The sequence below is a fragment of the Pseudomonas veronii genome (genome assembly GCF_001439695.1).
GTDB classification, from domain to species: Bacteria; Pseudomonadota; Gammaproteobacteria; order Pseudomonadales; family Pseudomonadaceae; genus Aquipseudomonas; species Aquipseudomonas veronii.
On the sequence record NZ_JYLL01000002.1, the window covers coordinates 163,720 to 183,931 of the forward strand.

The 20,212-nt window shown below is 60.8% G+C and carries 20 protein-coding genes; 8 read left to right on the forward strand and 12 right to left on the reverse strand.

Annotated elements, in window-relative coordinates; translation table 11 throughout:
• Window positions 1-5: 5 nt before the first annotated feature.
• The 4 genes from TU80_RS03250 to TU80_RS03265 all read right to left on the reverse strand — a co-directional run bounded on the left by TU80_RS03250 (window position 6) and on the right by TU80_RS03265 (window position 4,476).
• Window positions 6-1,187, reverse strand: coding sequence for an MFS transporter (locus tag TU80_RS03250; RefSeq protein ID WP_057003839.1), 1,182 nt, complete (start codon window positions 1,185-1,187; stop codon window positions 6-8).
• A gap of 8 nt (window positions 1,188-1,195) precedes the next feature.
• On the reverse strand, window positions 1,196-1,510 hold the full coding sequence (locus tag TU80_RS03255) for a Rieske 2Fe-2S domain-containing protein (protein ID WP_017845288.1): 315 nt from the start codon (window positions 1,508-1,510) through the stop codon (window positions 1,196-1,198).
• Between the two features lie 12 nt (window positions 1,511-1,522).
• Window positions 1,523-2,746 carry an iron-containing redox enzyme family protein gene (locus TU80_RS03260; protein WP_234427217.1) on the reverse strand — a complete coding sequence of 408 codons (1,224 nt, stop codon included), beginning with the start codon at window positions 2,744-2,746 and terminating at the stop codon, window positions 1,523-1,525.
• 440 nt (window positions 2,747-3,186) lie between these two features.
• Entirely contained in the window at window positions 3,187-4,476 is a 1,290-nt protein-coding gene (locus TU80_RS03265; RefSeq protein ID WP_046382470.1) for a mechanosensitive ion channel family protein, read from the reverse strand.
• 193 nt (window positions 4,477-4,669) lie between these two features.
• On the opposite strand from TU80_RS03265, the gene TU80_RS03270 reads away from it, so the two are divergent.
• Together TU80_RS03270 and TU80_RS03275 are read left to right on the forward strand one after the other, a co-directional pair.
• The gene (locus TU80_RS03270) at window positions 4,670-6,016 is read left to right on the forward strand and encodes a DEAD/DEAH box helicase (protein WP_017845291.1); all 1,347 of its coding nucleotides are present in this window, start codon (window positions 4,670-4,672) and stop codon (window positions 6,014-6,016) included.
• Window positions 6,017-6,230: 214 nt separating this feature from the next.
• Window positions 6,231-6,620 carry a hypothetical protein gene (locus tag TU80_RS03275; RefSeq protein ID WP_046382471.1) on the forward strand — a complete coding sequence of 130 codons (390 nt, stop codon included), beginning with the start codon at window positions 6,231-6,233 and terminating at the stop codon, window positions 6,618-6,620.
• A gap of 32 nt (window positions 6,621-6,652) precedes the next feature.
• Here the strand turns inward: TU80_RS03275 and TU80_RS03280 are convergent, their stop codons facing one another.
• From TU80_RS03280 to TU80_RS03290, 3 genes are all read right to left on the reverse strand, one after another.
• Window positions 6,653-7,519, reverse strand: coding sequence for a DUF6279 family lipoprotein (locus TU80_RS03280; RefSeq protein ID WP_046382472.1), 867 nt, complete (start codon window positions 7,517-7,519; stop codon window positions 6,653-6,655).
• 66 nt (window positions 7,520-7,585) lie between these two features.
• A complete protein-coding gene (locus TU80_RS03285) occupies window positions 7,586-8,308 on the reverse strand; it encodes a TorF family putative porin (protein WP_046382473.1) in 723 nt (240 codons plus the stop codon).
• A gap of 207 nt (window positions 8,309-8,515) precedes the next feature.
• Window positions 8,516-8,695: a hypothetical protein gene (locus tag TU80_RS03290; RefSeq protein WP_003193095.1), complete on the reverse strand. Its 180-nt coding sequence runs from the start codon at window positions 8,693-8,695 to the stop codon at window positions 8,516-8,518.
• Window positions 8,696-9,017: 322 nt separating this feature from the next.
• Between TU80_RS03290 and TU80_RS03295 the strand changes: the two genes are divergently transcribed.
• Together TU80_RS03295 and TU80_RS03300 are read left to right on the forward strand one after the other, a co-directional pair.
• On the forward strand, window positions 9,018-9,854 hold the full coding sequence (locus TU80_RS03295; RefSeq protein ID WP_028617391.1) for a CvfB family protein: 837 nt from the start codon (window positions 9,018-9,020) through the stop codon (window positions 9,852-9,854).
• Between the two features lie 372 nt (window positions 9,855-10,226).
• A complete protein-coding gene (locus TU80_RS03300) occupies window positions 10,227-11,669 on the forward strand; it encodes an NCS1 family nucleobase:cation symporter-1 (RefSeq protein ID WP_017845296.1) in 1,443 nt (480 codons plus the stop codon).
• Here the strand turns inward: TU80_RS03300 and TU80_RS03305 are convergent.
• The gene (locus TU80_RS03305; protein WP_057003841.1) at window positions 11,581-12,798 is read right to left on the reverse strand and encodes a YbfB/YjiJ family MFS transporter; all 1,218 of its coding nucleotides are present in this window, start codon (window positions 12,796-12,798) and stop codon (window positions 11,581-11,583) included. The two genes, TU80_RS03300 and TU80_RS03305, sit on opposite strands and share 89 nt — an antisense overlap.
• A gap of 105 nt (window positions 12,799-12,903) precedes the next feature.
• On the opposite strand from TU80_RS03305, the gene ptrR reads away from it, so the two are divergent.
• Complete coding sequence (gene ptrR, locus TU80_RS03310; protein ID WP_046382475.1) at window positions 12,904-13,797, forward strand: putrescine utilization regulator PtrR; 894 nt, start codon at window positions 12,904-12,906, stop codon at window positions 13,795-13,797.
• A gap of 139 nt (window positions 13,798-13,936) precedes the next feature.
• Window positions 13,937-14,059: a PA1414 family protein gene (locus TU80_RS33665; protein WP_017737772.1), complete on the forward strand. Its 123-nt coding sequence runs from the start codon at window positions 13,937-13,939 to the stop codon at window positions 14,057-14,059.
• Window positions 14,060-14,218: 159 nt separating this feature from the next.
• On the opposite strand, the gene TU80_RS03315 is transcribed toward TU80_RS33665, so the two are convergent.
• From TU80_RS03315 to speB, 4 genes are read right to left on the reverse strand one after another with little or no spacing between them, the layout of a single operon-like run.
• Window positions 14,219-15,601, reverse strand: coding sequence for a sodium:solute symporter family protein (locus tag TU80_RS03315; protein WP_017845299.1), 1,383 nt, complete (start codon window positions 15,599-15,601; stop codon window positions 14,219-14,221).
• A gap of 34 nt (window positions 15,602-15,635) precedes the next feature.
• A complete protein-coding gene (locus tag TU80_RS03320; RefSeq protein WP_057003842.1) occupies window positions 15,636-17,147 on the reverse strand; it encodes a purine-cytosine permease family protein in 1,512 nt (503 codons plus the stop codon).
• A gap of 21 nt (window positions 17,148-17,168) precedes the next feature.
• The gene (locus tag TU80_RS03325; protein WP_057003843.1) at window positions 17,169-17,591 is read right to left on the reverse strand and encodes a YybH family protein; all 423 of its coding nucleotides are present in this window, start codon (window positions 17,589-17,591) and stop codon (window positions 17,169-17,171) included.
• Window positions 17,591-18,541, reverse strand: coding sequence for an agmatinase (gene speB / locus TU80_RS03330; RefSeq protein ID WP_017845302.1), 951 nt, complete (start codon window positions 18,539-18,541; stop codon window positions 17,591-17,593). The genes TU80_RS03325 and speB overlap by 1 nt, the downstream gene beginning before the upstream one ends.
• A 149-nt stretch (window positions 18,542-18,690) precedes the next feature.
• Here speB and TU80_RS03335 point away from each other — a divergent pair, with 149 nt between their 5' ends.
• Both TU80_RS03335 and TU80_RS03340 read left to right on the forward strand, forming a co-directional pair.
• Complete coding sequence (locus TU80_RS03335; protein ID WP_017845303.1) at window positions 18,691-19,584, forward strand: LysR family transcriptional regulator; 894 nt, start codon at window positions 18,691-18,693, stop codon at window positions 19,582-19,584.
• 6 nt (window positions 19,585-19,590) lie between these two features.
• On the forward strand, window positions 19,591-20,181 hold the full coding sequence (locus TU80_RS03340; protein ID WP_057003844.1) for a tRNA-uridine aminocarboxypropyltransferase: 591 nt from the start codon (window positions 19,591-19,593) through the stop codon (window positions 20,179-20,181).
• The last annotated feature ends 31 nt before the right edge of the window (window positions 20,182-20,212 follow it).

Consider the following 20,212-nt stretch of genomic DNA (forward strand, 5'->3'; position numbering starts at 1 on the left):
TACTCCTATTTTGTGGTGGCGGTGGCCGCGACGGCAGGGGTGAGGTTCCACGCCAGTACGGCAGCGGCCAACAGCGCGGCGGAGACGATCATCAGCACGCGCGCACCTTCGAGGCCGAGGAAGCTTGTGGTGGTGAAGAACGTCAGGATCATCGGCGCCGAGCCACTGACCAGCAGGTAGTAGAGTGAGCTTTTGGCGGCGATCACGTCGGCGATCCGTGCGTTGGGCGCCGACTCGATCAGGGTTTTACGCAATTGGATGCGCAGGCTGTTGATGCAGAAACCCAGCAGGAAAGCGGCGGCCATCATCACGTAGAGGTTATGGAAATAGACGATTGCCACGTCGGCCAGGATCACCAGCAGGATCGCGCTGTAGCTGTTGAGCTTGATCCGTGGCAGCACCGCGGCACTGAACGCACCGAGGCCCGCCAGGCCGCTGGCGACGCCAAACAGGGTGGCGTTCCATTCGTTGAGCTTCTGGAACACGATCGGCACCAGGCTGTTGAAGGCGCCGATATGGAAGCCGATCATGCTCAACACGATGATCAGGATGTACAGGTTGCGCGGCAACTGTAGGGACTGCGCCGTGTGGGTGTCGACGACTTGCTCGGTGGCGTCGGCGGTGGGCGTGGCCGCGACAAAAAGAATCGCCGCCAACGACAGGATCGCCCCCAGGCTGATGATCTGCAGGGTCTGGTTGACCGTGAACACATCCACAATCACCCCGCCCAGCAGCGCACCGCCAAAGGCCCCGATCTGGATGGAGGTTTGCATCAAGCGCGCCGAGGTGTCGCTGTTGGTCAGCCCGGCCAGCACCAGCTTGGTGTTTTTCGATTCCAGGGTACTGATGGTGAAGTAGTCGGTGACCCCCACCACGAAGGCAATCGCCAGGAAACCGATCGGCAACAGCGCCGCGTCGGTAAACGACAGTCCCAGCACGGCGGCGAACGCGGTCAGGCGAATGTACAACAGCCGTTTCATGCTCAGTTCAATGGTGAAGAAACGGCCGATGTACTGCTCGCACAGATACGGCACCACGGTCGCCACGCATAAGGTGGCGCCCACCAGGAAGGTCGAGCCGGTGGTCTCCAGGCCGAACCAGACCATGGCAATCACAATCGCCATGTCCAGGCCGGTGAAGAGGGTCACGATCGAATAAAACGCAGCAAGGGTCGATTTATTATTCATGGGCACCATCAGTCGTAACGAGAGAGTTTAAGGAGAGGCACGCACCGCTCGGTGTCACCAATGACGGTGCTGATCTGGTTTCTGACGCGAACGGTGGGCAGCGACTTCTTTTCCAGGTTGCAGACCTTGTAGGCGTTGTCGTGCCAGGGGCAGATCACGCTTTGCCCGTCACCCGTCACTTCCCCCATGTGCAGCGGGCCGCCGCGATGGGGGCAGGCGGTCGGCAGCAGTTGAGTCGAATGTGCATGGCGCTTGAGAAAGTAGGTTTTCCCTTCCACCGCCACATAGTGGGTATGGCTGAGGTTCAGGCTGATGGCTTTCATGGGGCGGCGTCCTCAAATGGCCGTGACGGTGTAAGTGCAGGACGGGCTGACGACGCGGGTGCCATGCAGCATGCCCTTGGGAATCACCACGCCTTCCCCGGCCTTGAGGCGCACGCTCAGTTCGGGGCTGGCGACGAAATCCAGCTCGCCGGACTCGACCCAGAACAGCTCGTCGTTGGGGTGGGTGTGCAGCACCGAAAGCTCGTGTTCAGGCTCGGTGATCGTCAGGTCCACTGGCTTGCGGCCTTGGAGGGCGCTGGCTTGGGCACGGTGTTCGTCCAACTCGTCATGCCACTTGATATGGGCATACAGCTCTTCGTCGGCGATGTCCTGCAGTAAGCGGAACTCCTCGAAACCGCGGATAAGGTCGGGGATGATCGCGTTGCCGAACTGCTTGATCATCGGCAGGATCAGGCGTTGCAGGGCCATTCTTCCGTGATGCACATCGATGTGTGAGTGCTCGTCGAAGTATTCGGTGGAGACGGTGCCGTTGAAGATGGTCTTGATGGCGCGCGACTGATGCTGGGTGGTCAGGGCCAGCGTGGCTTCGGTGTAGTACATGGCGCCGATATAGCGGAACAGCTCGCCATGGTTGGCCGACACGTAGTGGAAGTAGTTGGTGAGCGACAGCGAGGCCGGGGTATAGAACTGCCAGTAGTGATGCACGTGATGGGACATGTCCATGTCTTTGAGCATGTCTTCAAAAATGGTGCTGTGCTTTTTCTTGTCGATGCCGTAGCCGTATTCGTCGATCAGGATCTTGAACAGCTCGCTGGTGTACACGCCGCTGTTGCCCAGCACATTGCGCGCCATGGCCGAGGCTTCACTGAGGAAGTCGCCGGCGCATTGCGTCATGAAGAACCGCGCGGCACGTTCGGGATGGCGGCTGGTGGTCAGGACCTCATGGAGTTTTGAGTCGGAGCGGGCCACATCGTCCAAGACCTTGTCGGTGTGGGCGACAAAGGCGTCCAGGCACCAGGGGCCGTTGATGTGCACCTCTTCCTTGAGCCAGTTGTAGAGGTAGTGCTCCAATAACGGACGAATCTTTTTACCCGACGCGGCATGCAATGGGTCATAAAAGTCCCTGAATACCTTGAGATCCAGCGCCATGGGCGGCTTGGGTAAAAAGACCAAGTCTTGCTCATAGATATTCAATAATAAACGTTGCGCCAAAAGATGCTGGCTGTGTGAGAGTTGCTCGCTTGTCAGGCAACTGCTGATAATCGAATCGGTCACGTCCTGCGGCCTTGAAGGCCGCTGGTAGGGGCTGTCGGTATAAAAGTCGCGAGGTTGAGAAAAGGCAGTTGCACCGCAGTAATGAGTCAATGCTTCCGCATCCGAACTTAATACAAAGTGTGCCGCATCATCTGAAAGCTTAGTTGTCCATAACATAAGTAACGCCTTCTCACAGAGTTGTTCGATGGCCAGATGCTATAGCTTTGGTTTTTCTAAAAACAGATTAAAAACCGGGTGCCTGAATAGTGAAATTCACTAAACGTATAGGTAGAGTTTTCTTAGTTGCGGCGGCGGTTTGATTTTGCCGCGTGCGGCAACTAGACATGTTCCTCGGCTATTTACCGAGTTGGCCTGGCCTGTAGCGCAAGGCCTGATTGGGCGCGGGGGCGTGTGGTGATTCGACCGGCGAGGGGCACGCGAGCCCCGCGCCGTCTGCCTTGTCAGCGCTCCAGCGCTTGGGCGGTCGTGGTGTTCTGCGTCATTGCGAACAGCCCGCTGCGCAGGTCCGTGCCGCTCGGCTGTTGATACAGGCTCAAGCCGAATTCTGGCAGCACCGCCAGCAGGTAGTCGAAGATATCCCCTTGAATCCGCTCGTAATCCGACCACGCCGTGGTGCGGGTGAAGCAGTAGATTTCCAGCGGCACGCCCTGGGCGGTGGTCTGCATCTGACGCACCATGCAGGTCATGTTCGGCTGGATGTCCGGGTGGCTTTTCAGGTAAGCCAGGGCATACGCGCGGAAGGTGCCGAGGTTGGTCATGCGCCGGCGGTTGGCCGACAACTGCGCGCTTTGGCCCTGGGCTTCGTTCCAGGCCTTGAGTTCGGCCTGCTTGCGGCTGATGTAGTCGGTGAGCAGGTGGACCTGGGTCATGCGGACTTCTTCATCGTCGCGCAGGAAGCGCACGGCGCTGGCATCGATAAACAGGCTGCGCTTGATCCGACGCCCGCCTGACGCCTGCATGCCGCGCCAGTTCTTGAACGACTCGGACATCAGGCGCCAGGTCGGAATCGAGACGATGGTCTTGTCGAAATTCTGCACCTTGACCGTGTGCAAGGTGATGTCCACCACGTCACCGTCCGCGCCGACCTGGGGCATTTCGATCCAGTCGCCGACCCGCAGCATGTCGTTGCTGGTCAACTGCACGCTGGCGACGAACGACAGCAAGGTGTCCTTGTAGACTAACAAGATAACCGCCGACATCGCACCCAGGCCGGACAGCAGCAACAGCGGCGAGCGGTCGATCAGGGTGGCGACGATGATGATCGCGCCAAACACGAACAGAATCATCTTCGCCAACTGCACATAGCCCTTGATCGAGCGGGTACGTGCATGTTCGGTGCGCGCATAGATGTCCAGCAGGGCGTTGAGCAGCGCGCTGATGGCCAGCACCACGAACAGGATGGTGAACGCCAACGCCACGTTGCCGATGAACAGCGTTGCGGTCTTGCTCAGGTCCGGCACCAGGTGCAGGCCGAACTGGATCACCAGCGACGGCGTCATCTGCGCCAGGCGGTGGAAGACTTTGTTGTGGCGCAGGTCGTTGAGCCAGTGCAGGGCCGGTTGCCGGCCGAGCAATTTGACCGCATGCAGGATGAGGTAACGCGCCACCCGTCCGAGCAACAGCGCCACCACCAACAACACCAGCAAGCCCAGGCTGGAATGCAGCAGCGGGTGTTCATCGAGGGCGTTCCAAAGGTCTTTGACGTTGAGCCAGAGCTGTTTGATATCCATGGGTGAAACCGATTCTTCTGTAAGACAAGACCGGTCGATTAGAGCATTTAAGAGCAGCTACATTGGCGTTACAGACAAACGCCTTAACAAAAAAGCAGCTGATTAGCCCTGTTCGCGTAAAGAAACTCGGTTTGGACGCTCGAAACCGTTACCCTATGCAGCTGATATTTTGTATTTCTTCGAGGTAGCACCCGTGTTTTCCCAATTCGCCCTGCACGAACGCCTGCTCAAAGCCGTGGCCGAGCTTAAATTTGTCGAGCCTACGCCTGTGCAGGCAGCGGCCATCCCGCTCGCGCTCGAAGGGCGTGACCTGCGGGTGACGGCTCAAACCGGGAGTGGCAAGACGGCCGCTTTCGTCCTGCCTATTCTTAACCGCCTGATCGGCCCGGCCAAAGTCCGCGTCAGCATCAAGACCCTGATCCTGCTGCCGACCCGCGAGCTGGCCCAGCAGACCCTGAAAGAAGTCGAACGTTTCTCGCAGTTCACCTTCATCAAGTCCGGCCTGATCACCGGTGGCGAAGACTTCAAGGTCCAGGCCGCCATGCTGCGCAAGGTCCCGGACATCCTCATCGGCACCCCGGGCCGCATGATCGAGCAACTCAACGCTGGCAACCTCGACCTCAAGGAAGTCGAAGTGCTGGTGCTCGACGAAGCCGACCGCATGCTCGACATGGGCTTTGCCGATGACGTGCAGCGCCTGGTGGCCGAGTGCGTGAATCGTCAGCAGACCATGCTGTTCTCCGCCACCACCGGCGGTTCGACCCTGCGCGACATGGTTGCCAAGGTCCTGAACAACCCCGAGCACCTGCAGGTCAACAACGTCAGCGACCTGAACGCGACCACGCGCCAGCAGATCATCACCGCTGACCATAACGTCCACAAAGAACAGATCCTCAACTGGCTGTTGGCCAACGAGACCTATCAGAAGGCCATCGTGTTCACCAACACCCGCGCTGCGGCTGATCGCATCTACGGCCGCCTGGTGGCGCAGGACTACAAAGCGTTCGTCCTGCACGGCGAGAAAGACCAGAAGGACCGCAAGCTGGCAATCGACCGCCTCAAGCAAGGCGGGGTGAAGATCCTGGTCGCCACCGACGTCGCCGCGCGCGGCCTGGACGTCGACGGCCTGGACATGGTCATCAACTTCGACATGCCCCGCAGCGGCGACGAATACGTCCACCGTATCGGTCGCACCGGGCGTGCTGGCAACGATGGCCTGGCGATCTCACTGATCTGCCACGGCGACTGGAACCTGATGTCGAGCATCGAGCGCTATCTCAAGCAGTCGTTCGAGCGCCGCACCATCAAGGAAGTCAAAGGCACCTACACCGGGCCGAAGAAGGTCAAGGCTTCGGGCAAGGCCGTAGGCGTGAAGAAGAAAAAAGTCGACGGCAAGGGTGACAAGAAGAAGGCCGGTGCCAAGTCGCCGACCAAGCGCAAGATCGCCAACCGGCCGAAGACCGACAACCTGTCGTTGGTCAGCAAGGACGGCATGGCGCCGCTCAAGCGCCGCAAGCCAGAAGCACCGGCTGCCGAATAAGGCTGGGCCGCGATAAAAAAACCGGACGCTGTCCGGTTTTTTTTTGCCTGCGGTTTTTTGCCTTGGCCGCAGCTTCTTTCCGCCCAGTTGAGGCGGCGAACGTCTGGAAAGTACACAGAAGTGACGCCTGTCCATTCGGCTGAACGGCCGCTGACGAGACGTGTCCCAACTCTGAACGGGCTGCTTTTCCTTTTGGCCCGCAGGAGGAATCAGGATGACGACTTACAACTGGGATCTGATCGAACGGCTGTTGCATGAAGTGCAGAATGGCGAGGGCAGCTTTGCCCCGCGTAAGTACGCCGAGCAGGAGGCCGCCGAGAAGGTCATGGCGGGCGAGTCCACCGGCAATCTGGATGTGTTGAAAAAAACCGCTGCGGATTACGAGGCGCTGTTGCTCAAGCGCGGGTTTATCGAGTCGCGGCCCGAGGACGAGGGTGGTAATGGTGAGAACTTTATCCTGACGCCACGAGGAGCCCAATTGCTGGCGTTGATCGACAGCTCGATACCGGGCCACGCTCACCCGCGTCAGGTGCTCGATGAGCAGGCGGATGCGCTGGAACCGGCGACGTTCGACGACGTGGCGTCCAAGGCGGCGATTGCCTGAAGGGCCTGTGGGCGCGATGTTGCTCCCACGTTCTAGTCTGCGGCGGCGTTGAGGCATTTGAGCGCCTTGAAATCGCTGCGCACGCCCGCGATTTTGTGCGTCAATTTCTGGCGTTGTTGTACGCTGCTTTGCGCCATTAGATCCACGATCAGGCTGCGCGCGGCTGTTTCCGTCTGGGCATCGGCCTGCCGATATTCCGGGGTCCATGCGCGTTCGCGGTCCACCAACAATTGTTGCATTTTCTGCGCAAAGTCAGGGGCGTGGCGTTGTTGCACAGCGTCGATGAACTGCGCCTGCCAGCGGGCGCGGTTGCCGATCCACTGTTGGTTCTGGTCACCCAGCTCCGCAGACCAGGCCACCACCCGTTGCTGCTGGCTGGCGCTGAGCGGCCCGATCCACGCATCGAGGCGCTTGCTCATGCGCTCGGCGCGCGCCTGGATCTGTCGCGGCAGGGGCGGTTTCAGGTATTCGTCCTGGCGCTTGCGCAGGTCTTTGGCCAGGGCGTCGTTCATGTCCTTGACCTGCTGGTCGTCCAGCCCGCGCAGCAAGTGGACCGCCGACGGCGTGATCGCGCGCGCGATCTCGCTCACCGCCTGTTTGGCTTCGTCGGTACGGCTCTGCAAGGCGTTGTCGCTGACCTGATGGTTGTCGACCATCTGTTGCAGGCGGTCGAGCCAGTCCAGATAACCCGGTAACTGCGTGGTGCAATGCCAGGCCAGGTGTTGCTGGAGGGTGTCGTTGAACCAGCGCTTCTGCCCGGCGTTCATGTCCAGGTAGTCACTGAGGGTCCACGGGATGATCACGTCGAGATTGCGGTAGGCCAAACCCACGCGGTTGCAGCCGCCAAGCACCAGGCTCAGGATCACGAATGGCAGCAGAAAATTGAGCCGGCTCAGCATGGGCGGGTCCTTGCGCAGAGGGGGTTAATGCATGTGAACCCGCGCTGGGTGCGACAGTTCAGCCCATCAATAAAACGTCCGCGCTGCCTTCAAGGTCAACAGCCCATCGCATTGCGAATTGTGTCCGGAGTAGGCCGAGCAGTCGCCGCCGTTGAGGCTGGAGTCGCTGTAGATCAAGTCAAGGTCAACGCCCATCCACGCCCGTGAGAATTGCACCGACCAGTCGCTGAAACTGCGGATCGAACCGCCGTCCACCGAGACCGGGCTGCCCAGTTGATGCGTGGTGTACTTCATGCTGACGCCGATGCCGAACGGCTGTGTGCCGCCAAGGTCGGCGAACAGGGTGCTGTCCTGGCGGTCGGGGTCGTTGCTGAAGGACGCGCCGAAGCGATTGCCCAGCAGGTTCAGGCCGCCATAGAACTCCTGGCTGTCAAGGGGGCTGAGCGAGGGATAGCTGTAGTGGATCAACCCTACTTCGTAGCCGAGCGTCTGGTCGAAGGGGTGTTTGAACCCCATGTACGAGTCGATTTCAAGGTTGCTCGCCGAAGACAGGCCCATGTTCGGTGAGAACTGGCCGACGTACAGGCCGCTGTCGTGGCTCAGGTCGAGGCCGCCGTGGAAGGCGTCGCTGCCCGGCGATGTCGGCTTGACCAGGCCCTGGGCCATGCTGCGGCTGGGCGTGGTGCCCAGTTTCAGATCGAAGTCGCCCAATTCGCGCTGGAAAATCTGCGCTTCGGCCAAAGGGCTGGCGGCGAGGGCGGCGATCAGGAAAATACAGGTTTTGAGCATGCTTCACTCCATGAAAAGCGAGGAGCAGTAACGGAAGGTATCAGGCAGATGCCCGTGCTAGACGTGTGCAAGCATACCGGCGAATGCCAGGCGGTGAGGTCCGTTGGTCGATTTTGTGTCGCGGGAGAAGCAATGGGGTGTTTCGGGCTCTAGTCCTAGCGCCTTGCTGGCAAGACGCTTAGGGACCAGGTGTGTTGCGCGGTCAGCTTACTTTTTGCCCAGGCTGATCTGCTTGGACGGGCCGAAAGTCTGGCCGCTGACGCCCTTGGCAATCTGCTGGATTTCGCCACCGGACTTGAGGAACGCAGCGATCTGGCTGTTGATCGACTCGCTGGTTTCGACGGCGGGAGCTGGCTTTGCTTTGCTGTTGGATGCTTTTACGCGCATGGCGGCCACTAACCTGTAGAAAATTAACTTGGCCAGGCATCGTACAGGAAATGCTTGACAATTGCTTGGTAAATATCCCCTTGTATTTGGTGCGCTGGCTGAAACCGGCAAAGTTCGTCGTCGAAATAAGCCTCTAACTTACTGTTTTAACTCGAAACCACGCGGTCTGTCGGGCGCCGCCGGCGCGGCGGAATTCAGCCGATTGATCAGACGAGCGGGGCGGTGCCGGTAGAATGCTATGCGAACCCGCGAATTTTCAGGCGTGCGCGCGTGCCGGACGCAACTCGGGTAGAATGCCGCCCACGCAATGAGGGTATTGGAAATGGCTTTAGTCGGGCGCTACAACAGCTTGCAAGTGGTTAAACACACTAACTTTGGTTTGTACCTGGATGGTGCGCAAGACGGTGAAATCCTCTTGCCTAATCGGTATATCCCCAAAGATATTCCCAGTGAAGATGAAGACTGGCTTAACGTATTCATTTATCTGGACAGCGATGACAAACTTATCGCCACCACTGAAAAACCAAAAGTTCAAGTTGGCGAATTTGCCAGTTTGAAAGTTGTGGAAGTCAACAGCATCGGTGTCTTCCTCGATTGGGGCTTGCCCAAGGATCTGTTGCTGCCGTATTCGGAAGAAAAGCGTCAATTGACCGCTGGCGAATATTGCGTGGTGCATGTCTATCTCGACAAGCACACCAAGCGCATCACCGCCACCGCGCGCCTTGACCGCTACCTGGACAAGACGCCCGCCAACTACCAGGTTGGCCAGGAAGTCGACCTGCTGGTGGCCGAGGCCACGGACATGGGCTTCAAGGCGATCATCAACAACAAGCACTGGGGCCTGATCCACAAGAACGAAGTGTTCAAGTTCCTGCGCCCGGGCAAGGAAGAGAAAGGCTTTATCAAGGAAATCCGCGCCGACGGCAATATCAGCCTGAGCCTGCAACCGGTCGGCCAGGAAGCGGCTTCCAGCCTCAACTCGAAGATCCTCGCCAAGTTGCGCGAAAACAACGGCAGCCTGCCGGTCAGCGATAAAAGCGACCCGGCGGTGATCAGCAACTTGTTCGGCGTCAGCAAAGGCAACTTCAAGAAGGCCATTGGTGCGCTCTACAAGCAAGGCCAGATTGTGATTCATGCCGATCGCATTGAACTGAGCTGAGTGCGGTTTGCTCTTCTGTAGGAGCGAATCGCTCCTACAGAAGCTGTGCCGATGCCCCGTAAATCCTTGTTCTGTCGGCCTACGGCGCAGATGACCTGAGCAACTTGAACACATTCCTCAGCGCCGCCTAGTGCGCAGTCAGGCACCTGTGTGCACAACGGGTGTGCAAGTGATTGTGTACAGGATTAAGGCGTGCACCGTTGCTGAGCGGTATACACCGATCTAACTCTCGATACATCCTTTGGTACCCCGGCCAGTGGGGATTGTGTGCCATTGGCACGCATTCTGCTGACTCTTTCGTATACAAACCGTGCCGCCTTCCGTATGCATCCCGTTACGGCAGCGCAGGCGGGTATTTCGAGGAGCCAAGCGATGACCGAACAATTGCCCAAAGGCTACAGCCCGCGCCTGTACAACCAGGACCTGGGCCCACTGCCGCAGAAGTGGACCTGGTACAACATCTTTGCCTTCTGGATGAGCGACGTACACAGCGTCGGCGGCTATGTCTTCGCCGCCAGCCTGTTCGCCCTCGGGCTGGCCAGTTGGCAGGTGCTGATTGCGTTGCTCGCGGGCATTTGCATCGTGCAATTGATCGCTAACCTGGTGGCCAGGCCGAGCCAGCAAGCGGCCGTACCGTACCCGGTGATCTGCCGACTGGCGTTTGGTGTGTTCGGTGCGAATATTCCGGCGGTGATACGCGGCTTGATCGCGGTGGCGTGGTACGGGATTCAGACGTATCTGGCGTCGAGTGCGCTGATCATCGTGGTGCTGCGCTTTTTCCCACAGATGGCCGTGTATGCAGAGCCGCACTTCGCGGGCCTGTCCTACCTGGGCTGGTTTGGTTTCCTCAGCTTGTGGGTGGTGCAGGCGGCCGTATTCTGGGCGGGCATGGAGTCTATCCGGCGCTTTATCGACTGGGCCGGGCCGGTGGTCTATGCGGTGATGTTCGCCTTGGCCGGCTGGATCGTGTGGAAGGCGGGCTGGGCGAATATCAGCTTTACCCTGGCGGAAAAGTCCTTGTCGGGCTGGCAGGCTTTTGGCCAGGTGATTGTGGCGACGGCGTTGGTGGTGTCGTACTTTTCCGGGCCGACGCTGAACTTCGGCGATTTCAGCCGCTACTGTCGCAGCATGCAGGATGTGCGTCGCGGTAATTTCTGGGGGCTGCCGGTGAATTTCCTGGCGTTCTCCCTGGTGACCGTGGTGATCGTCTCGGGCACCTTGCCGGTATTCGGTGAAATGCTCCACGACCCGATCGCCACCGTGTCGCGTATCGACAACAGCATGGCCGTGTTGCTGGGCGCCTTTGCTTTTGTCACGGCCACGATCGGCATCAATATCGTCGCCAACTTCGTGTCCCCGGCGTTCGACTTCGCCAACGTTGCGCCGAGCAAAATCAGCTGGCGCGCCGGCGGCATGATTGCAGCGGTGGCTTCAGTCTTTATCACCCCGTGGAACCTGTTCAACAACCCGCTGATGATCCACTACACCCTGGACATCCTCGCCGCGTTTATCGGGCCGTTGTTTGGGATTTTGCTGGTGGATTTCTACCTGATCAAAAAACAGCAGATCGACGTGGATGCGCTGTTCGATGACAGCCCGAGCGGGCGTTATTACTTCGACGGCGGCGTGAACTGGACGGCGGTCAAGGCTCTGTTGCCGGCGACGCTGGTGGGTGTCGCGATCACGTTCACCCCGGCCTTGCAGGGCATGGCCAACTTCGCTTGGTTCACCGGTTGCTTCCTGGGTGGGCTGTTTTTCCTGGTGCTCGCTCGGCGCGAACAGGCTCGCGTGCCAACGCCGCTGATGGCTGGCTGACTGCCGCGGCCGGGCGCAGCAACAGCGCGCCGGCCAATAACAACCCGCAACCGGCGATCACCAGCGCCGGTTGCAGGCCGCCGCTCAGGTGGCTGCTCACCGACGCGAGCAATGGGCCGCTCAGTTGTCCGATGGCAAAGCTCGCGGTCAGCACCCCAGTGCTGCGCTGGTAGCCGTGGGGCGCCACCTCGCGCAAGCGTGCCATCACCAACTGCATACACGCCAGAAACGGTGCGCCGCAGAGCAATACGCCCAGCGCCAGGCCCCAGCCGTTGCCGAGCAAGCAGGTAAATACGCCCGCCGCTTGCAACCATAAGGTTGTCATCAGCCAGCGGCGGGTTGTGTTCGCGGCCTTGCGGCGCAGGCTCGCCACGACCACCCCGAGCGCAGCCGCCAGGCCAAAGCATGGCCAGAACAGGTCTGCCTGCCAGGCGCCCTTGAACTGCGCGCTGGCCATCTGGGACAGAAAGGTCGCCGGGATGATGTAGCCGAGGCCGTAGAGGAAATAAACCCAACCCAGGTGCGCGATGCTCGCATTGCTGCTCGCGTCGCTGACGGGCGTGTCAGTGACGCTCGGTTGAGGCAGGAAAGGCAGGATCGCCAGCAGCATCAGCAGCGCCACCCCGCCGTAGACCAGCCACAGTGTTGCGGAGCTTTGTCCCAGCAGGTTCGAACCCAGCGCGAGCAGGCCGGTCAACAGAATCCCCAGGCCCGGCCCGGCAAACACCAGGGCGCCCAAGCGCGGCCGCCCGGCGGCAATCGCCAGCGGTTGGCTGAGGCTGGTGATCATCACCAGCGCCCAGGCGCTGGCCACGCCGGTGCCGAAGCGCAACAGCAGGTGCGGCCAGAACCCATGGGCCCAGTACGACGCCAGGGTCAGCAGCACGCACAACCACAACCCGCCGTACAAGCGACCGCGTACAGGGTGATGGCTGCGCGCGAAAATCGAATCCACCGCGCCGACGAAGTAGCCCAGGTAGTTGGCGGCGGCGATCAGCCCGGCACCGGTCAGATCAATCTGCCCCTCGCTGAGCAGATGTGGCATTTGCGGGGTGAGGGCGAAGCGGCCAATGCCCATGGCCATCATCAGGGCGATAAAGCTGGCGAGGAGGCGAGTCAACGGCGACATGTGCAAGGTTTCCTGCGGGAAAGCGAATGACATGCAGGCTAAGGCGGATTGACTTTCTGTAAAAATGAATAATAGTGAGCAACTTGTTCAGTTTTGGAGAAAGGTATGGAGTTCAGTCAATTGCGCATTTTCCAGGCCGTGGCGGAAGAGGGCTCCATCACCCGCGCTGCCGAGCGCTTGCACCGCGTGCCATCGAACCTGTCGACCCGGCTCAAGCAGATGGAGGAGCAACTGGGCGTCGAGTTGTTCGTTCGTGAACGTCAACGCCTGCAGCTTTCCCCTGCGGGCAAAGTGTTGCTGGACTACAGCACCCGTCTGCTGGCGCTGCACGACGAAGCCCACGGTGCCGTGCAAGGCGGGCAACCGGCCGGTGACTTTGTGCTGGGCAGCATGTACAGCACCGCCGCGATTCACTTACCGAAACTGTTGGCGCGCTATCACAAGGCGTATCCGATGGTGAATCTGCAGGTGCAATCGGCGCCCAGCGGCGAGCTGCTCGAAGGCTTGATCACCGGGCGTCTCGACGCGGCGCTGGTCGACGGCCCGCTGACTATCGCGTCCCTGGACGGTGTGCCCTTGTGCGACGAAAAGCTGATGCTGATTTGCGAAGCCGACCACCCGCCAGTACTCGGCCCTCAGGATGTTGCCGGCCGCGCAGTGTTCACCTTCCGACGCAGTTGTTCCTATCGCCGACGTTTGGAGACGTGGTTTTCCCACGAGCACGTGGCGATGGGCCGTGCCATTGAGATCGAGTCTTATCAAGGCATGCTCGCCTGCGTGATCGCCGGTTCCGGCGTGGCCTTGATGTCCGAATCCATGCTCGACAGCCTGCCAGGCAAGGACAGCGTGTCCGTTCATCCCCTATCTGAGCCTTTTGCCACTGCGACCACCTGGCTGATGTGGCGAAAGGGTATGCTCGGCGCTAATCTCAACGCATGGATCGAACTGCAGCGCGAAGGCCAGGCAGGGTTCCTGCAAGATAGCCGGGCGATCGCCTGACCGATCTGTCGTATTTGCATGAATTTGGTAATAGTTCGTTGTGGTTTCGTTCATGCAATGTGTAGGAGTTAGGGCTACTATTTGTAGGAAGAGGCGAAAGAATTTCCGCCGACCCGCACTACCCTCAAAGGGGGCAATCATGAAAGAGAAAATCCAAACCTGGCTCCACGACCTTGGCGTTGCGCTGGGCCTGATCGAGCCCCCGCTGCAGCCGGTGCCCATTCGCACGGATGATGAGCAGCGTCGTCCACGTCGGCGTTGAACCGCAGTCGTCGGAACACCGCAGAATCTGTGTAGGAACGGGCTTGTGTGGGAGCAAGCAAACCCGTCCTCGCGATGCTTGGTACGCCACGCAAAAAAAAACGAGTGCGACATCCGACGTCGCACCCGCTGAAGAAAACCTGATTTCCCGCGTGCTTGTTCAGGCGGCTCGCGCCGGTTCCGTTTCAGGTCGGCGCGACAACAGGCTCACCCCGACAAAACTCACCAACGCCACCGCCAGGCTGTAGTAGATCGGCGTGTTCGCGTCCAAGCCGTCCTTGAACATGAACACCAACGCCGTCACGAAGCCCAGGGTCATGGACGTAATCGCCCCCGAAGTCGTCGCGCGCTTCCAGAAAATCGCCCCGATCAGCGGGATCAGCATGCCGCCCACCAACAGGTTGTAAGCCAGGGTCAGGGCACTGATCACATCGTTCACCACCAGCGCGATGCCCAGCACCGCGATACCGGTCAGCAGGGTGAACAGGCGGTTGATGTTCAGGCTCGACTGCTTGCCGCCGCGCAAACGTGGCAGCAGGTCCTCGGTCAACACGGTGGACGCCGCCAGCAAGCCGGCGCTGGCCGTCGACATCATCGCCGCCAACGCCGCCGCAATCACCAACCCACGAATGCCATCGGGCAGCGACACTTTGACGATCGCGGCGAACGCGTTGTTGACGTTATCCAGATCGGGAATCAGCACATGGGCCGCCATGCCGATCAACGCACAGGCCAGGCCGTAGAGAATGCAGTAGAAACCGGCGAAAGTGCCTGCGTACTGGGCGACCTTTTCGTCACGGGCGGTGAACACCCGTTGCCAGATGTCCTGGCCGATCAGGATGCCGAAAAAGTAGATCATGAAGTAGGTGATGATCGTGTCCCAGCCGATCGCGGTGAAGCTGAAGTTCGACGCCGGCAGCTTGGCCACCAGTTCGTCCCAGCCGCCGACGCGGTACAGGCAGATCGGCAGCAGGATAAACATCAGGCCGACGGTCTTGATCACGAACTGCACGATGTCGGTCAAGGTCAGCGACCACATGCCGCCGATGGTCGAGTACATCACCACCACGCCACCGCCGAGCAGCACCGAAATCCAGAAGGGCAGGCCGAACAGCACCTGCAGCACGGTGCCGATGGCCAGGATCGAGGTCACACCGATCATCAGCGCGTAGGCCAGCATGATCACCGCGCTCGCCTGGCGGGCCATGGGGTTGTAGCGCTTTTCCAAGACCTGGGTGACGGTGAAGATTTTCAGCTTGAGCAACGGCTTGGCCAGGAACAGGTTCAGCGCGATGATCCCCATGCCCAGCGCGGCGCACAGCCAGAAGCCGGAGATGCCGTGGACATACCCCAGGCGCACGGTGCCGACGGTGGACGCGCCGCCCAATACCGTGGCGGCCATGGTGCCCATGTACAGCGACGGGCCGAGATTGCGCCCGGCGACCAGGTAGTCTTCGTGGGTCTTGGCGCGGCGCATGCCGTAATAGCCGAGCACGAGCATGCCGGCGGCGTAGATGAGTACGACGAATAAATCCAAAGCCATGACGGCGGGTCTCCGATTATCTTTTTTATGGAAATCAGGCGGCTTTTTGCAGCGCCGGTTCAGCGTGCACGTCCGTGCGTTCGCTGCGTGGATCGGTAGGGCCGTACACGGCAGCCGGTTCCGGGAACAGGCGCAGCAAGCTCAGGTACACCACCGAGGCCAGCCCCAATGTCACCGGCAGGCTGATATCGATGCCCTCGGCGAGGTTGCCCAATGGCCCGACAAACTGCCCCGGCAGGTTGACGAAGCACAGCCCCACCAACGCGCTCGGAATCCAGGCCCCCAGGCCGCGCCAGTTCCAGCCGTGGCTGAACCAGTAGCGCCCGCCGCGTTCGCCGCGGGTAAATACTTGCAGGTCGTCCGGGCAGTAGAAGCCGCGACGCACGATCAGACCGATGATCATCATCACCATCCACGGGGTGGTGCAGGTGATGATCAGCACCGCGAAGGTCGACACGCTCTGCACCAGGTTGGCGGCGAAACGTCCGATAAAGATGAAGGCGATAGACATCACCCCGATCAGCAGCGTGGCCTTGACCCGCGACAGCAGGCGCGGGAACACGCTGGACATGTCCAACCCCGTGCCATACAGCGACGTGGTGCCGGTGGACATGCCGCCGATCACCGCGATCAGGCACACCGGCAGGAAGAACCAGCTCGGCGCCACCGCCAGCAGACCGCCGACGTAGTTGTTGGCCGCGATGTAGTCCGGTGCCCTGACCGCGACGATGGTCGCCGTGGCCAAGCCGAACAGGAACGGGATCAAGGTGGCGATCTGTGCCGCGACCACCGCCAGCATGATGCGAATTTTCGGCGTTTCACGCGGGATGTAGCGCGACCAGTCACCGAGGAACGCGCCGAAGGAGATCGGGTTGCTCATGGCCACCAGCGCCGCACCGATAAACGCGGCCCAGAAACCGCTCTGGCCGAGGGCCACGCTGCCGGCGAAGTGGCTGTCGAAGGTCGGCGCGAACGCGAAGATCCCCAGCAGAAACAGCAGGCTCGCCGCCCACACCGCGATGCGGTTGACCCACAGCATGAAGCGAAAGCCGTAGATACAGACCGTCAGCACCAGGATGGCAAACACGCCGTAGGCCAGGCCCAGGGTCAGGTCGGTTTCCGGCAGGCCGATCAGCCGCTTCGCACCGCCGACCAGCGCATCGCCCGAACTCCACACCGACAGTGAGAAGAAGGCAATCGCCGTCAGCAATGACAGAAACGAGCCGACGATCCGCCCGTGGACACCGAAGTGCGCCCCGGACGACACAGCATTGTTGGTGCCATTGATCGGCCCGAACAGGCCCATGGGCGCCAGGATCAGCGCACCCACCAGCACGCCCAGCACAATCGCCCAGACACCGGCCTGGAACGACAGGCCGAACAGCACCGGAAAGGCACCCAGCACCGCTGTGGCAAAGGTATTGGCACCGCCGAAGATCAGGCGAAACAGGTCCTTGGGCCCGGCGGTACGTTCATGGTCCGGGATCTGTTCGACCCCGTTGGTTTCTATCTTGCGAATACTGTTTTCGTTGTTTTTATTATTCATGATCAGCTCCGATCACATTGGCTAAGGGGGCGGCAGCCCTTCCGGCATAGCGGACAAATGTTCGTGACAGGCCAGCCACAGGCCTTGTTTTTGTTGTACGTCCAACCCTTGCCGTCTGAAGACAATGGTCTCGCGTTCCTGGCTATTGAATTGCTCCCCGTTCATGCGCAGCTCGGTGGCCACGTCATGCATAAAAATCGCCACATCACCCTGCAGGCTGACAACGGCGTTGCTCGAGACGCAGGACAGCACCTCGAACCCCTCGTCCCGACGCCAGCTGTCCCACAATGCCTGGTAGGCATCGCGACTGAGCAGCGGCTGGGGCAGGGTGTAGAACACGAAGCTGGCATCGGCGCTGAATGCGCCGAAGTAAGCCTCGCGGTCGTTGCGTGCGAAGGCCGACACTAGGTCGGCCGCCGCTTTCAACACCTCATGGGTGCTCATCAGCGGTGCGCCACGCCGGGCAGTACGCAGAGCATTTCGTACAGCAGGTTGGCGCCCAGCAACGAGGTGTTGCCGGTGGTGTCGTAAGGCGGCGAAACTTCTACCAGATCGCAACCAATCAGGTCGAGGCCCTGGCAGCCACGGATGATTTCGATCGCCTGGATAGTGGTCAGCCCGCCGATTTCCGGGGTGCCGGTGCCGGGCGCCCAGGCCGGGTCGATGCCGTCGATGTCAAAGCTCAGGTACACCGGGCCGCCACCGACTTTTTCGCGCACTTCGGCCATCAACGGCGCGAGGGAGTGGTGCCAGCATTCTTCGGCCTGCACCACGCGAAAGCCTTGCTTGCGGCTCCAGTTGAAGTCTTCGGCGGTGTAGCCCTGGGCGCGCAGGCCGATCTGTACCACGCGGTCGCAATCGAGCAGGCCTTCTTCCACTGCGCGGCGGAAGGTGGTGCCGTGGGCGATCTTCTCGCCGAACATGTGGTCGTTGACGTCGGCATGGGCATCGATGTGGACCAGCCCGACCTTGCCGTGCTTTTTGTGGATCGCCCGCAGGATCGGCAGGGTGATGGTGTGGTCGCCGCCCAGGGTCATGGGGATGACGTTGTGTTCGAGGATCTCGTCGTAGGCTTCTTCAATGATCCGCACGGCGTCGAGCAGGTTGAAGGTGTTGATCGCCACGTCGCCGATATCGGCCACCGACAGCGAATCGAACGGCGCGGCACCGGTGGCCATGTTGTACGGGCGGATCATCACCGATTCGGCGCGGATTTCCCGGGGGCCGAAGCGGGTGCCGGCGCGCAGCGAGGTGCCGATGTCCAGCGGCACGCCGATAAAGGCCGCATCCAGGCCCTTGGCCGATTGCAAATGGGGAAGACGCATCATGGTGGCGATGCCGGCGAAGCGCGGCATTTCGTTGCCGCCCAGTGGTTGGTGGAAAATCTTGTCCACGGGATTGCCTCATCGTGTTGTGTTTATTAGCGGCCGATTCTGCGAAAAGCCCGGGGTGGGAAGAATCGGCAGAGGCAAATACTTAGTTCAGATTTTTCTAAACTAATGCCGGCAGGTAGACTACTGCGATCACCTCCCCGGAGCCGACCATGGCCAACGCCTTGCCTGACCTGAAACTCCTGCGCATCTTCGTCAGCGTCGTGCGCCACCAGGGGTTCGCCAATGCGCAGCACGAGCTCAACCTGTCGACCTCGGCGATCAGCACCTATATGAGCCAGCTCGAATCGGCGTTGGGCCTGGTGCTGTGCCACCGTGGCCGGGGCGGGTTCAGCCTGACCAGCAAGGGCGAGTTGTTCCATCAGGAGACCCTGCGGCTACTGGGCGAACTGGAAGGTTTCGAGCAATACGCCGCCGCGCTCAAAGGCGAGCTGCGCGGCACGCTCAAGCTCGGCGTGCTCGACTCCACCGTCAGCGACAAGGCCCTGCCGTTCGCCGAGGTGATCGGCGCCTACAGCCTGGAACACCCGGCGGTGCACCTGCATTTGTCGGTGCTGAGCCCTTACGAACTGCAACTGGGCGTGCAGGACAACCGCCTGGACCTGGCCATCGGCGCGTTCTCCAACCGCATGAGCGGGCTGATCTACATGCCGCTGTACCGTGAACAACACTGGTTGTATTGCAGCACCCGGCACCCGCTGTTCAATGAGCGGCGCATCCCCGAACAGGTGATCACCCAGCAGCGCATGGTCGGGCGCGGCTACTGGAGCCAGGCGGAACTGGCGCGCCACGGCTTCAAGCACAGCGCCGCCACCGTGGAAAGTATGGAGGCGCAACTGATCCTGGTGCTGTCCGGCGCCTACATCGGCTACCTGCCCGAACACTACGCCCAGGCCTGGGCCGACAAGGGCGACCTGCGCGTGCTGCTGCCGGCGACCTTCGGCTACCAGGCGCCGTTCTCGATGATCATGCGCCGTGGCCGTAGCCGCGAGCCGCTGATCCAGACGTTTCGCGACTTGCTCAAAACCCAGCTCAACCAGGCCTGAAAAACCATGTCCAGACCCCAGTGTTCCCGTTGCCTGCGGCCCGCCACCCATTGCCTGTGCGCGCTGATCCCCAGCCTCGACAGTCGCACCCGCGTGTTGCTGCTGCAGCACCCGAGCGAGGTCAACCATGCGCTCAATACCGCGCGGTTGGCGGCGTTGGGCTTGAACAATGCGCAGTTGGTGGTGGGCGAGGTATTCGACGATCTGCCGAGCTTGCTGAACCCGCCCGGCTATCAGGCGCGCCTGTTGTTTCCGGCAGACGATGCCCAGCCGCTGCAGGCTTATGGGCCGAGCGACGAGCCGTTGTTGCTGGTGGTCCCCGACGGCACCTGGCGCAAGGCGCGCAAGCTGTTGCACCTCAACCCGCTGCTGGCGGCGCTGCCCAGGGTGACGCTGGCCGCGGGCGCCGTCTCGCGCTACCGGCTGCGCAAGGCGCCGGGCCCCGGTGCCTTGTCGACGGTGGAGGCGATTGTGCAGGCGTTGCAGGTGTTGGAGGCGCCCACTTCTTTCGAGCTGTTACTCAAACCCTTCGATGCGTTGATCGAGGGCCAGATTGCGGCGATGGGGCCGGCGGTTTTCGACAAGAACCACGGCTGATCCATGGCGCTACATAGCTACCTGAGACGCT

Coding starts and splice junctions, on each gene's coding strand:
- TU80_RS03320 (WP_057003842.1), bottom strand. CDS start 17,147: ATGAATAATAAAAACAACGAAAACAGTATTCGCAAGATAGAAACCAAC.
- TU80_RS03295 (WP_028617391.1), top strand. CDS start 9,018: ATGGCTTTAGTCGGGCGCTACAACAGCTTGCAAGTGGTTAAACACACT.
- TU80_RS03305 (WP_057003841.1), bottom strand. CDS start 12,798: ATGTCGCCGTTGACTCGCCTCCTCGCCAGCTTTATCGCCCTGATGATG.
- TU80_RS03340 (WP_057003844.1), top strand. CDS start 19,591: ATGTCCAGACCCCAGTGTTCCCGTTGCCTGCGGCCCGCCACCCATTGC.
- TU80_RS03275 (WP_046382471.1), top strand. CDS start 6,231: ATGACGACTTACAACTGGGATCTGATCGAACGGCTGTTGCATGAAGTG.
- TU80_RS03285 (WP_046382473.1), bottom strand. CDS start 8,308: ATGCTCAAAACCTGTATTTTCCTGATCGCCGCCCTCGCCGCCAGCCCT.
- TU80_RS33665 (WP_017737772.1), top strand. CDS start 13,937: ATGAAAGAGAAAATCCAAACCTGGCTCCACGACCTTGGCGTTGCGCTG.
- TU80_RS03315 (WP_017845299.1), bottom strand. CDS start 15,601: ATGGCTTTGGATTTATTCGTCGTACTCATCTACGCCGCCGGCATGCTC.
- TU80_RS03335 (WP_017845303.1), top strand. CDS start 18,691: ATGGCCAACGCCTTGCCTGACCTGAAACTCCTGCGCATCTTCGTCAGC.
- TU80_RS03325 (WP_057003843.1), bottom strand. CDS start 17,591: ATGAGCACCCATGAGGTGTTGAAAGCGGCGGCCGACCTAGTGTCGGCC.
- TU80_RS03290 (WP_003193095.1), bottom strand. CDS start 8,695: ATGCGCGTAAAAGCATCCAACAGCAAAGCAAAGCCAGCTCCCGCCGTC.
- TU80_RS03280 (WP_046382472.1), bottom strand. CDS start 7,519: ATGCTGAGCCGGCTCAATTTTCTGCTGCCATTCGTGATCCTGAGCCTG.
- TU80_RS03300 (WP_017845296.1), top strand. CDS start 10,227: ATGACCGAACAATTGCCCAAAGGCTACAGCCCGCGCCTGTACAACCAG.
- TU80_RS03255 (WP_017845288.1), bottom strand. CDS start 1,510: ATGAAAGCCATCAGCCTGAACCTCAGCCATACCCACTATGTGGCGGTG.
- ptrR (WP_046382475.1), top strand. CDS start 12,904: ATGGAGTTCAGTCAATTGCGCATTTTCCAGGCCGTGGCGGAAGAGGGC.
- TU80_RS03265 (WP_046382470.1), bottom strand. CDS start 4,476: ATGGATATCAAACAGCTCTGGCTCAACGTCAAAGACCTTTGGAACGCC.
- TU80_RS03250 (WP_057003839.1), bottom strand. CDS start 1,187: ATGAATAATAAATCGACCCTTGCTGCGTTTTATTCGATCGTGACCCTC.